The following is a 12,922-nucleotide window of genomic DNA, read 5'->3' as shown; positions in this document are numbered from 1 at the left end:
TCTATGGTTGAAAGAAGGGACCGCAGCGATGGAGGCTCACTCCACCGCATGGTCCCACTTAAGCTTCAATTATTTCGCTTCTTCAACAAGCTTTTTCACTTCTGCAGTTACGAATGCTTCATAGCCTGCTGTATCCAGCTTATTGAACTCGCTTAGATACTCTTCCCAGTTGCTTTCGAACTTGCTTGGATCCTCAAGAACGAGTTTAGGGAAATACTTACGAGTAATTTCAGTTTTCTTCGTTTCATAGAGTTGCTCTGGTGAGCCTTGCTCTTTCGGAATTCCCCATGCTGGGAACCATGGACGCTCGTCTGGGTTAGCAAACATTTCTGCGTAAGTTTGTGCGCCGTAAGCGTTAAGAATTGTTTTATCAGCCTCAGTTAAGCTCATTTGGAATACTTCTGGTTGAACACCTGGTGCTGCAGCGTTACCATTTGACAACGTGGAGCTTGTTGCATAGATTGGCCAGTTCCAGTCATAGTATTTGAAACCAAATGATTCGCGGAAAGACTCATCGATTTTAGCGATTTGCTCAGCTGTACGATAGTAACGACCATTCTCATCGATTTCGAATGTTTCGCCTTCAATACCCCAGCCTCTTAGAATTTGGTTTTCTTCTTTTAGAAGATTATCAAAGTATTGAACGATACGAACTGGATCTTTCGCACTGATCGTAATACCGATACCACGGTTTTTAACAAAGGATGGCGGATCTAGGTATTGATCTTTTTGTCCATCAAATGTTACTGGAAGTGGGAAGTATACAAAGTCATCTTGTGATGGATCAGCTTTCGCTGCATCCGTTAACACGTTTTGCGCATTACCAATTTGCCAGCCGTAATCGAAGAAACCGACTACTTTTCCACTCGTTAGTTTCGCCAAGTATTGATCATAGTTGTCGATGAATGAAGATTTATCAAACAAGCCTTCAGCGTTAAGCTCGTTCAATAATTTCAGATAACGCTTTGTATCCTCATTAGCTGCATATACCTTAGCTTCATGAGTGTTCATGTCTACGATTACTTCACCATCGTTAGGATAACCAGCCAAGTGCATTGGAGGGTTAGTCGTAGCGAAGAATCTCCAGTCATGCGTTAGTGCAATAAAGCCTGTTAAATCCTCTTCCGGATGATTTTTTACGTAATCACGAACGAGTTGGAAATACTGATCAATCGTTTTAATTTCTGGATAGCCTGCTTCCTTCAATACACGACGTTGTACCCAGAATGCACCTTGACCAATGTTAGGGTCTGGAATAAACTCTCCAACCTGTGCAGACATCGGCAAGTAGTAAAGCTTACCGTCTTCTGTTTTTAGACGCTCTAAATCATTGCCAAATGCTTTTTTAATGTTTGGACCGTGCTCCTCAATAAGATCTGTTAGGTCGATAAAACCTTCAGCTCCTAGAACTTCATCAATTGCAGCATCTGGAATTAGTACATCAGGGTACTTTCTTGATGCTGTCATCGTACCGATTTTCGTGTTAAGGTCACCAACAAGGTTTTCAATTTTGAAGTTAACACCTGTTTGGTCCTCTAGAATTTTACCGATTGTTGTTTCATTCGTATTAATATCTTTCGCTGCACCAGCACCATTGAAGTAAGTAAATGTTACTTTTTCTAATGGTTTTTCATCACTGCCACCCTCACTGTTAGAAGGTGTTGTAGTACTTGAGTTGTTGTTAGTAGTCGTGCCACCACTGTTATTGCCAGAGCAGCCCGTAATAACTAACGCAAGCACAAGTACGAGCATTGCTGCAACATACACCGGAGTTTTTCTTTTCATGCGACTCATCCCCTTTAATATTTGTTGTAAGCACTTACATTGTAACAAGAGGAGCCAACCATACGCAGTGAGAGAACTTTAGAATCTAATATAAAAACTATAGTTTCTAATGGTTCACAGGAATGATGAGATGGATCGAAGTACCTACACCTTGTTCGCTTTGCACGGTAAAAGTGAATTGGTCTTCATAAAACAGCTTTAACCGATAAATTACATTTTGCATGCCAATCCGTTCGCCAAGGTCCTTCGTTTCCTCCAGATAAGAATAGATACGCTGTACCTGCTCCTCGTTCATCCCCGCACCATTGTCATGGATGTGAAAATGCAACTTGTCTTCTACAAGCTTGAGTGAGATGGTAACCTTACCGCCTTGCTTTACCTTCTCAACACCGTGAATACATGCATTCTCAACGAAAGGTAGGTATATCATCTTAGGAACTAGGCAACGTTCAGCCTCTGGATCAAGCTCGATGCTATAATCTAAACGATCAGCGAAGCGATATTTTTGAATTTCTAAGAAGCAGACAATAAAATCGACCTCTTCCTTTAGCTTCACCTTATCGCGCTTCCAGGTTAATGAACTGCGAAAAATCTTCGCCATATTGTGTATAATTTTGGCTGTTTCCGTCTCGTTTTTCATCATACTGCGCATACGAATCGTTTCCAGCGCGTTGAATAAAAAGTGTGGATTGATCTGGCTTTGCAGTGCATTTAGCTGAGCATACCGATGCTCCAGCTCCATATTCTTTTCTTTAATATCTGCTACGTACACGTCATTAATGAGCGAGCTGATCTGTAGCGTCATTCGGTTAAATTCGCTCGTTACCTGTCCGATTTCATCGAGCGCATCCCTATTATTGACAATGTCGAAGTTACCGTTCTTCACACGCTTCATCTGACGGAGCAAAAAGCCAAGCCGCTTCGTAACCGAACGGGAGATGATTACGATAATGATCGTCGCCAGCAATATGTTGGTGATTGCAATCCATAGCACGTACTGTCTTACCTCTGGCGCCTCATGCATAATTTGAGACTCCGGCACATGGGCTACAATGTTCCAGCCTTGCAATGGCAGCATATCGTAATGTTCGCCTTCAAACACAACCGTGTGACTGCCTGTATGAAGCGAATCGATAGCTAATTGCTCCTCTCGCCAATTAATGTTTCGGTTCGTCGTATACTGGATGATACCGTCTGGATCAACCAAATACACACTTCCAGGAATATTCAAGTTACCAAGTATGACGTCAAAAGCTTCCGTCTTAAGCTCAATCTTCAATACTTTATCCCACGTACCGAGCGAGTCGAAATAATCCATCACACGAATGATATTAAAGGTGTCCTTAAATTGCTCCGTTCGACCAGACGATATGCTATCTTCCTTGTAGGCCTTCACGAATATTGCCTCACTCGGCGTTCTGAGATCCAGCGTTTTATACCAATCAGTATCACGTACTTTATTCGATAGGAATGCGACACCACCTGAATGCAGCACCATAGGATTATCGACATAGATCTTTATATTTTGCACGGAGGTATATACTGGCGTGTAGCTGTTTATGACGCGACGCATATAGTTGTCATAGGCTTCTACGAAATCAGCAGGATTACTATAATGTGCATCCAGCATGGAATATAGCGTGTAATCGGTGTAGAATACCCAGGATACACTGACAGCTGCTTCAATCATTCGTTCAAGCTCCAAATGAACCTGATCTAACGATAGCTTAATGTCCACCATCCGCTGCTCCTGAACATTACTACTCATTAAATTGTAAAAGATGACATTCGTGAGTATGATTGGAATAAATACACATAGGATATACATCATAAAAAATTTGTTACGCAATCGGATATCATCAAGATGCAGATTCTGCTTTATACGATGGATTAGCTTCATTATTGCTCACCTGCATTACTCTTAAATGTCTGACGGTATGCTGTGGGGGAAAGCTTTTCATGCTTCTCGAATTGAGATACAAAATATTCAGGATGGCTGAAGCCTACGCGTTCAGCTACTTCATAGATTTTAAGATCCGTTTGGCGAAGCAGCTTTTTTGCCTCTTGGATACGTAGCTGCAGCAAGTATTCATTGAAGTACAGCTGGTAGTTTTTCTTAAACAGCTGCCCTAGATATACTGGGTTAATGTAAAAATGCGCTGCAATTGATTTTAAGCTGATCGGTTCCGCGTAATGCTGATCAATATACTTCTTAATGCGCTGAATACCACCTTTCGCCATTTCCTTTCGTTCCTCTGCAATGCAGTGGCTGCAATCCAGGGCGAATGAGAGTAGCAGCTCACGCAGTGTCGTTCGATTCATATAGGATGAATCCCAGCCAATAAGCTCATGCAAATGACTAAGTCTCTCCTTATCAATTTGCATCGTTTGTACGATATGGAGACAATCCGCTACTAGCTTGTGAATGGTAGCCTTAATTGCTTCAACGGAGCAGCGCTGCTTGCCGAATTGCTCCAGCAAAGCATCAAGCTCCTGTTCAATTCTTTCCCCATCGTTGCTTTCGATCTCATGCAGCAGATCCTTATACGTTTCCGATGGAAGCATAATTGTACGGAGATCCAGCTCCTTTAGCTGTGCATAATCAAACAATACACGATCGTCGATATACTTGAACTGCGAGGCATGAAGCGCCTCCCGATATGATTTTGGTAAAAAATGTACGCCCGTACATTTATCGCTATAAAAAATATACAGCTCCTGGTTAACAGCTAAACGATTGTAGAGCTGCCTTACAAGCATCTCGATCGAGGAATGCTTATGGAGAAACGAATATGGCACAATAATGCCAAGCTGACCTCTCTGCGGAAATATTAGCTTCATGCCTAAGTCGGGAAGTAGTGCCTGAATCGTATGCACCATGTGCTGAAGCTGATTGTAACCTAGCAGCTCCTGCTTACGGCTTTCCGCAGTTGGATGGTACTCCATTAATACGAAATAATGATCGCTGTCATAATCAAGCCCCAATCTCATATAAATATCGATTAGCTGCTCGTCTGTAAGTGCAGCGTGCTCCAGCTGGCTAAGCAGCTCTTGATTTTGATGGGTTATTGATTTTTCCTGCTGGCGTGATTCCCGATGTATAGATTCAGCAAGCTGCTGCAAGGTTTCCTCCAGTCCAGCCTCATCGATAGGCTTAAGCAAAAAATCACACACGCCATATCTGACTGCCTGTTGTGCGTACTTAAATTCATCGTAACCGCTTACAATAATAAACTTTGTATTTAGCTTCTCTTCTTGGACCACCTTATGAATCAGCTCGAGCCCATCTACCTCCGGCATGCGGATATCCGTAATCACAACATCAGGCCGTTCCTTCATAATAAATTGAAAAGCATCTTCTCCATTATCCTCTTCACCGATTACTTCGTAACCGCACGCCTGCCAATCTACAATCGCTCGCAGGCCTTGACGAAAAAACGTCTCATCATCCACCAATAACACACGCAACATGCAATTCACCCCCGAAACGTTTTTGTATAATGTTAGTGTTCAAAAGTAATCTTTAGGCATATAAGTCACTTAGCCAGTAATTTGGATTCTATGCCATTATCATATAATTCATAGTGAAAATTGTCTACTGCGCTGCGTGCATGCTATGGCTCCGATTGCTGTTGTCAGCGCTCCGTACATGCTGTGGCTCCGATTGCTGTTGTCGTATGGTTTCTAGAATATATATCAATGTAGAAACCAGACGACAAAGGCAAACGCTTTGCTTCTTCGCTCTCACCATTACTCCGCTGGAGCTCTTTTTGGGGTGACGCTTCGTGAAATTGCCCTCGCCGTTTCTTCGCGGGCAAACGCTTCGCTTCAGCGCTCCGTACATGCTGTGGCTTCGTTTGCTGTTGCCCTCTGATTTCTAGAATAATTATCGAGGTAGAAACCAGACGACAAAGGCAAACGCTTTGCTTCTTCGCTCTCACCATTACTCCGCTGGAGCTCTTTTTTGGGGTGACGCTTCGTGGACTTGCCCTCGCCATTTCTTCGCTGGGGAGCTTCATGGGTGTCGCTTTGATCGTTGTATATCTATTGTCTATTAACGATACTAACGCTACGATACAAAGGGCGGTTGTTTATCTAACTATAACTGATTTCCATTGATCGTTAGGAACTTTAAGATGAAAAGCTTTTTTATAGAGGGGAGATTCAATATGCCAAAAAGAATATCTGATGAGGAAGCTCGGGAATTAGGCGTTGAGACGATGCATCATCTCATGGACAATGGCGAAAGACGATTCCGATTAAGAAGCTCTGACGGAACATCATATATAAGAACAGAAGCAGCAAACGAGGGTGGGTGGCAAAATAGTCATTTCCATAAAAAACTCACTGAGTTATATGTGGTTCAAAGCGGATGGCTGGTGTACGCCGAATTGTCTAATGAAGATAAGCTTTCTATGAGAAGTCTGAAACAAGGAGATTTTATTTTAGTAAACCCGTTCATCCATCACAATTTATACATGTCTCCGTACACGGTTACTCATGTAATTAAATATGGAAGCAACGTCACTCACACAGACTGGTTTCCGTCATATAAATTAGACAAGCTGACCAAGCACATACCCGAATCGGAGCTGCTAAAGATATAGACCTCATGCCGTTTGCTTAACCTTAGCATTGAAATTAAATATAGATAAGACAAAATAAAAACCCTAGAATGCTATTATATCAAACATTCTAGGGGTAAGAAATGAAGATTTAAAATGCTCGGCTTTCAGGACCAAGAAGCTGCGGTAAAACTAGAGAGCGAGTAGCGCAGCGTACGTACTTGGTACGTGAGCAACTGAGTTCTCGGTTGAACCTCATATTCGACATCGAATCCACTTCAACGCATTACATCGTCATCAAAGTCGAGCAATTTTAAATTACTCTTACAATGAAGATTTAAAATGATCGGCTTTCAGGACCAAGAAGATGGCTCGCGACTAGTAAGCGAGGAGCGCAGCGTACGCTATTGGTACGTGAGCACCACAGCGCACTTGAGCGTGACATATTCGACGTCGACTAAGCTACAACGCATTACATCGTCATCAAAGTCGAGCAATTTTAAATTACCTTTCCGGCATTGCTGAAGGTCTGTCGCACTGGTGTTGGACATTGTAATGCCTACCCTCTGCTGAAGCAATATGAACACCGTGCATGATTTCCAGCACCTGCAGCGCAAGCTCACCGCTAGCACGATGTGGGCGATCTTCTCTAATAGCAAGCGCCATATCGAGTAGACCGACACCACGGTCTGGACCATCATACGGATGCGTCAATGGAATCTCTTCGAATTGATCACTGCCTGCTCTTCTTAGCTTAACCGGACCCGAGAAGGTGTTAGGGTCAGGAACAATTAATGTTCCTTCGCTGCCATACAGCTCGATATTAGGAAGTGTGCTGCCCCCCTTAATGTCAAAGCTCGTCGTTAGCGTTGCTGTCGCACCGCTCTCAAAGTCAATTACACTGTTAATATGCGTCGGAGTTTCTACCTCAATCATTTGCCCGTTAAGTGGCTGACTCGTAATCTCCCGCTCCGGATAGGAAATAACCGCTGACCCGGTTACACGTTTAATCGGTCCAAGCAGCGTAATGAATGCGGATAGGTAATACGGACCCATATCAAACATTGGGCCAGCACCTTTCGCATATAAAAATGCAGGATTCGGATGCCAGCTTTCTGGACCGCCCGATAGCATAAATGCAGATGCAGCAATCGGCTTACCAATTACGCCATCATCAATCAGCTTGCGGCACGTTTGAATACCGGCTCCTAATACCGTATCTGGAGCAACACCAACACGCAGATTACGCTCCTTCGCCTTAGCAATGATGCGCTGACCATCCTCTACCGTTACAGCAAGCGGTTTTTCTGAATAGACATGCTTCCCAGCTTCAAGCGCTGCAAGGCTAATTTCCGCATGCGCTTGTGGAATCGTTAGATTCAAAACAATTTCGATGTCTGGATCTGCCAGCAGCTCATCGGTTGTCATGACCTTTGTTATCCCATAGGTTGCTGCCTTGCTGCGTGCCAGCTCTAGATTAAGATCTGCTAAAGCAACGACTTCCAAATGCTCGTAGTGAACGCAGTTTTTAAGATACGCGTCACTGATGTTTCCACAGCCTATAATACCTACTTTTACTTTCTGCACGTTATTGCTCCCCCGTTAAGTAGATTGGGTAATATCCCTTATTTGCATTTTGCAATTTCTACAATGACTTGTACAGCTTTTTCCATCGTGTCGAGTGAAATATATTCATATTTACCGTGAAAGTTTTCGCCGCCAGCAAAAATGTTCGGAGTTGGCAGCCCCATGTAAGAAAGTCTGGAGCCATCTGTTCCACCACGAATAGGCTGGACAAGCGGCTCTATGCCAAGCTTAACCATCGCAGCATGCGCACGATTCACAATATCCATATTCCCCTCGATCTGATCTCGCATATTGAAATAGCTGTCGGTAATGTCCAGCCTTACTGCCTGCTCACCATATGTATGCTGTAGCTGCTTAGCCACCTGCTGCATAAACTGCTTACGTTCCTCATACTTGTTTTTGTCAAACTCACGAATCAAGTAATGTAGAGTCGTTTGCTCTACCCCACCTTCAATATGGTTCAAATGATAAAAGCCCTCATAATGCTCCGTATGCTCAGGCGTTTCTAGTGCAGGCATCACTGCTTGAAATTCAAGTGCGATTCGCGTTGAATTAATCATCTTTCCTTTAGCAGTACCTGGATGTACACTGCGTCCATAGCAGGTCACCACAGCGGTGGCAGCGTTAAAGTTCTCATATTGCAGCTCTCCAAGTGGTCCACCATCCATCGTATAGGCAAAGTCTGCCCCAAACTTGGCAACGTCAAAGCGATCTGCACCTCTGCCGATCTCTTCATCTGGTGTAAATGCCACTTTAATCGTGCCATGCTTAATCTCAGGATGCGCCTGTAAATAAGCCATTGCTGTCATAATTTCAGCAATACCTGCCTTATCATCAGCACCGAGCAGCGTATTCCCATCCGTCGTAATAAGTGTTTGACCGACGTAGCCGCTAAGCTCAGGAAACTGCTTTGGCGAAAGGACGATTTGCTGAGAGGCATTCAGCACGATGTCTCCTCCGTCGTACTGTTCAACAATTTGCGGGTTAACGTTGGTCCCCGTAAGCTCTGTTGCTGTATCCATATGGGCTAAAAACCCGATAATTGGCTCATTCTGCTCGCAGTTAGCCGGCAGCGTGGCCATTACATAACCATGATCATCTAGTGTAACATCAGATAGTCCAAGCTCCTTAAGCTCCTCCACCAGCTGTCTGGCAAGCACCCACTGTCCCTCCGTAGATGGGCAGCTCTCGGAGCTAGGATCAGACTGTGTCCCTATCTGAACATAGGATATAAAACGCTCTAGTAATTGTTCTCTCATGATTGATTGCTCCTTTGTCAATAGCGTTACTGCTCCTATTGTACATGAGCGACATTCAATAGTGAAATTTTGCAGCGATCAGAATAAGCATTTCTCACTCTTGCCGCGTCACTTAGTCAACATCTAATTATTTGCTTATTTTAAAGCGAGGATTTAGCTTTCCAACCGCATCAACCTCAATGCTGAACACCGAGCCTGCAAGCGGCTCTTGCTTTAAACGCTCTTCGCTAAGACCAATGTTAGCTGTGGTAATAAACAGTGTACTTAGATTAGGTCCGCCAAAGCAGCAGGACGTCACCTGTGATGCAGGAAGAGAAATGCGTTGCAGCTCCTCACCCGTAACAGGATCGTGACACGTTACACAGTATCCTCCCCAATGGGCTACCCATAGTCTGCCTTGTGCATCTGTGCACATGCCATCCGGCACCCCTAACGCATCCTCAAATTGCACAACAGGGCGGCGATTCGTAATTGTGCCACTGGATGCATCAAAGTCAAATGCATCGACACGCTTAGTAGGCGAGTCGATAAAATACATCGTACGTCCATCCAAGCTCCAATCCATCCCGTTAGAGCAGCCTAGCTCCTCTACATGCTTAATAATCGTTCCCGCTTCGTCACAGCTGTAGAGAGCACCGCTCCATGCTGCTCCGCCCATTGGCATCGTACCGATCCAGAGCCTTCCCGTCTCATCCACTTTCCCGTCGTTGCAGCGATGATTTGGATTATCACTTTCAAGCTCCGTAAGCTGCGTCAATGACCGGTCAGGCTGAAGAAGATAGATCCCATCCTCAAGCGCACAAACAATAGAGCCATCCGTTGCAGGAATCGCAGCTCCAATCCTCTGCGGCATAGGAATGACCTCATGCTCCTCTGAGTTCAGCGTGACCAGATGTATAGCTCGCCCTTCAATATCTACCCACAGTAATTGATTCGTATCCTCCAGCCATTGTGGTCCCTCCGCGAGCTGGCAAGTAGTCGAAGTGACTAATTTTAATGGATTCATAATGAAACCTCCCACACGATTATGCTTCAACCTGATTATGTCACAAATTCTCAAAATTAACTATGCCTTACAATGTAAGAAGGAATCTCGTGCCTTGGCAGCGGCTTGCTGTAATAATAACCCTGCGCTTCCTGACAACGATGCTCATTCAGAAATTTTACCTGTTCCATCGTTTCTACACCTTCGGCAATGACTGTGATTCCCATATGATTAGCTATATCAATAATTGTCCGTATAATGGCCTGATTGCTGGCATTCAGATTCCTTACAAAGCTCTGATCAATTTTCAATCGGTCAACCGGAAACTGACTTAAAGAGCTGAGCGAGCTATAGCCTGTTCCAAAATCGTCAATGCTGACGCCTACGCCAAGCTCTTTAATTTTTTTCAGCGCACGAATGGCATACTCTGCATCCTGTGCAACACTTTCAGTAATCTCCAGCTCTAGATATTGAGGTGGAAGTCCCGTCTCCTTCAGCACGCTCGCTACCAGATCAGGGAATTCATGATCTGAAAACTGTCGAAAGGAGATATTTACAGCAACAGTGACATGTCTCGTACAGATTGACAGCCACTCCTTCATTTGACGGCAGGCTTCATACAGCACCCATTTACCGATCGGCAATATCAGGTTAGTTTCCTCTGCAATGCCAATAAATAGGTTAGGGGCTACAATTCCTTGCTCCGGATGATTCCAGCGCAGCAATGCTTCTAGCCCAATAATCTCATTGTGCTTTAAATTCATTTTCGGCTGATACCATAGCTCTAGTTCTCCGCGCGGAATTGCTTGCCTTAGATCCCGCTCCAACTCCATCCGCTCTGTAATTTTCTGATGCAGCTCTTCAGTAAAAAAGCAATAATGACTCGTACGTTCATCTTTAACAACATACATCGCGGCATCCGCACATTTAAGCAGCTCGTCAATGGTCTTTCCGTCATCAGGGTACATGGATATGCCAATACTAGGTGATATGTAAACTTCATTGTTGTGTAAAATGAATGGAGCTGCCATCTGTTCAACAATAAGCGTTGCCAGCTCTTTAGCCTGCATGCGATCCGCATAGTCTAGATATAGTGTAAATTCATCGCCGCCCTGACGAGAAACATAAGCGTGCTCTGGCAAATGATCTTTCAAGCGTTGTGCCACCTGCTGCAGCAATTCATCCCCCATGGAATGTCCAAGTGAATCGTTAACAAGCTTGAAGTGATTAAGATCCATAAACATAACCGCAATCTGGTGCTTATCCTTTTCTGCGACTTTAATTGCTTGATGAAGCTCCTCATTAAAAAGGGTCCTGTTCGGTAATTGCGTCAAAGCATCGTAATGAGCCATGTAGTAAATCATCTCTTCCGCTTGCTTTCGCTCCGTGATATCCATCATGGAAGCAACAACTTCAACAACGGATCCGTTCTTAGCTATAGGAGAAAGAGAAATATAAAAAAAGCGCTCACCATAGGAAAGCTCAAATTGTACACTTACACCGCTAAAAGCACGCTCAAAATATTGCTCTACCTCTTCAAAACGCTTTCCCCATACCTCCTTCAGCATCCTGCCAGCTACGAGCTCTGTTGTCATGGACAATTCCTCAGCTATTTTGCCTTCACTTAAAGTAAAGATGATGTGACCCTTATCGTTCTTTTCTGTTTTAAAGATACAGTTTTGAAGCTCTTTTATTGTACGTCTAAAATCATGCTCCATCGCTTTTGCTAGCTCGGTCTCTGCCGCAATACGATCTGTAATATCCGATCGAATCGATACATACTGATACGGCCTGCCACCTTCGTCTAAAAAAGGCACAATCGTCGTATTCATCCAGTAATAGCTTCCATCCTTAGCCTTGTTTTTCACTTCACCCCGCCATACGTGGCCTTGCTTTATCGTGCTCCACATATCCTTAAAGAATTGCTTCGGATGATGCTTGGAATTAATAATGCGATGTGTGCGACCGATCAGCTCAGTCCGATCGTACTTGGATATTTGGCAAAACATATCATTAACATACGTAATGACGCCCTTCGGGTCGGTAATCGCAATAATGGATGCCTCATCGTAGGCTTCCTTCATATGTGTCAGATCCCGAAGCTGTTCTAATTGCCGATCCAGCTCATCATATTGCTTCGTTCGATTCTCACCGATTACATAATAGCCCGATAAATCTTCCTTTTGTAGAATAGAAACATATAGCACTAGCCTTGCGCTAAACTGATCAGACAAATAAATATACCCTCGCCAAACACCATGCTCCTTGACTTTATCCCATACATATAGCCACCCTATCTTTTGATTTGTTAATAGATAAAATGGCTGGAAGCATTGATTAATCGCGCAACCTTGTATGAAGTGATCGTTAGTCAAACTCCGGAAGCTATCGTTCGTCGCTATAATGCGGTGCTGATTATCTAGCTCTGCTAATAAATATAGCTGATTCCATACCTTAGCATCTATATGAACACTAGCAACGGACTTATCCATCATCATCATCCCCTAACCCTGCTGTCTACAAAGCTACGTGCATATGTTGTATTACAAGCATTATACATCAAACGATTAACATATTACTGGTGAAATTTTCCGTACAAATGCTAATCACGAATGCCAAAAAGCCTGACTTTACTAGAACATACGTGAGGGACAAGCAACAAGTTGCAGACATAACTGCTAGTAAGTGGGTAGGTGCTCCGAAGCATCGACTACACTAGAGGCTCCAGCGAAGATCCGCCA

Annotated in this window: 8 protein-coding genes; 1 reads left to right on the top strand and 7 read right to left on the bottom strand. The window is 43.9% G+C overall.

Features of this window, described 5'->3' with window-relative positions; genetic code table 11:
- Nucleotides 1–69: 69 nt before the first annotated feature.
- From M3180_RS10295 to M3180_RS10285, 3 genes are all read right to left on the bottom strand, one after another.
- Nucleotides 70–1,785, bottom strand: a complete 1,716-nt coding sequence (locus M3180_RS10295; protein WP_251667335.1) for an extracellular solute-binding protein — start codon at nt 1,783–1,785, stop codon at nt 70–72.
- A gap of 106 nt (nt 1,786–1,891) precedes the next feature.
- Entirely contained in the window at nt 1,892–3,685 is a 1,794-nt protein-coding gene (locus tag M3180_RS10290) for a sensor histidine kinase (protein WP_251667334.1), read from the bottom strand.
- Nucleotides 3,685–5,256, bottom strand: coding sequence for a response regulator transcription factor (locus tag M3180_RS10285; protein WP_251667332.1), 1,572 nt, complete (start codon nt 5,254–5,256; stop codon nt 3,685–3,687). The genes M3180_RS10290 and M3180_RS10285 overlap by 1 nt, the downstream gene beginning before the upstream one ends.
- Before the next feature lie 698 nt (nt 5,257–5,954).
- Here M3180_RS10285 and M3180_RS10280 point away from each other — a divergent pair.
- A complete protein-coding gene (locus M3180_RS10280) occupies nt 5,955–6,392 on the top strand; it encodes a hypothetical protein (RefSeq protein WP_251667330.1) in 438 nt (145 codons plus the stop codon).
- A gap of 462 nt (nt 6,393–6,854) precedes the next feature.
- Here the strand turns inward: M3180_RS10280 and M3180_RS10275 are convergent, their stop codons facing one another.
- The 4 genes from M3180_RS10275 to M3180_RS10260 form a co-directional block, all read right to left on the bottom strand.
- Nucleotides 6,855–7,937: a Gfo/Idh/MocA family protein gene (locus M3180_RS10275; protein ID WP_251667329.1), complete on the bottom strand. Its 1,083-nt coding sequence runs from the start codon at nt 7,935–7,937 to the stop codon at nt 6,855–6,857.
- Between the two features lie 38 nt (nt 7,938–7,975).
- Nucleotides 7,976–9,196, bottom strand: coding sequence for a peptidase T (gene pepT, locus M3180_RS10270; protein ID WP_251667328.1), 1,221 nt, complete (start codon nt 9,194–9,196; stop codon nt 7,976–7,978).
- Nucleotides 9,197–9,323: 127 nt separating this feature from the next.
- Nucleotides 9,324–10,202 carry an SMP-30/gluconolactonase/LRE family protein gene (locus M3180_RS10265; protein ID WP_251667326.1) on the bottom strand — a complete coding sequence of 293 codons (879 nt, stop codon included), beginning with the start codon at nt 10,200–10,202 and terminating at the stop codon, nt 9,324–9,326.
- A gap of 56 nt (nt 10,203–10,258) precedes the next feature.
- Entirely contained in the window at nt 10,259–12,682 is a 2,424-nt protein-coding gene (locus M3180_RS10260; protein WP_251667325.1) for a sensor domain-containing protein, read from the bottom strand.
- Nucleotides 12,683–12,922: the final 240 nt, after the last annotated feature.

Source organism: Paenibacillus camelliae, assembly GCF_023715345.1.
GTDB classification, from domain to species: Bacteria; Bacillota; Bacilli; order Paenibacillales; family Paenibacillaceae; genus Pristimantibacillus; species Pristimantibacillus camelliae.
Note: the sequence above shows the minus strand (reverse complement) of the source record. Positions and strands in the feature narration are given on the sequence as shown.

Bases quoted from the DNA above. Each gene is read 5' to 3' on its own strand.
- M3180_RS10295 (WP_251667335.1), bottom strand. From the start codon at position 1,785: ATGAAAAGAAAAACTCCGGTGTATGTTGCAGCAATGCTCGTACTTGTG.
- M3180_RS10290 (WP_251667334.1), bottom strand. From the start codon at position 3,685: ATGAAGCTAATCCATCGTATAAAGCAGAATCTGCATCTTGATGATATC.
- M3180_RS10285 (WP_251667332.1), bottom strand. From the start codon at position 5,256: ATGTTGCGTGTGTTATTGGTGGATGATGAGACGTTTTTTCGTCAAGGC.
- M3180_RS10280 (WP_251667330.1), top strand. From the start codon at position 5,955: ATGCCAAAAAGAATATCTGATGAGGAAGCTCGGGAATTAGGCGTTGAG.
- pepT (WP_251667328.1), bottom strand. From the start codon at position 9,196: ATGAGAGAACAATTACTAGAGCGTTTTATATCCTATGTTCAGATAGGG.
- M3180_RS10265 (WP_251667326.1), bottom strand. From the start codon at position 10,202: ATGAATCCATTAAAATTAGTCACTTCGACTACTTGCCAGCTCGCGGAG.
- M3180_RS10260 (WP_251667325.1), bottom strand. From the start codon at position 12,682: ATGATGATGATGGATAAGTCCGTTGCTAGTGTTCATATAGATGCTAAG.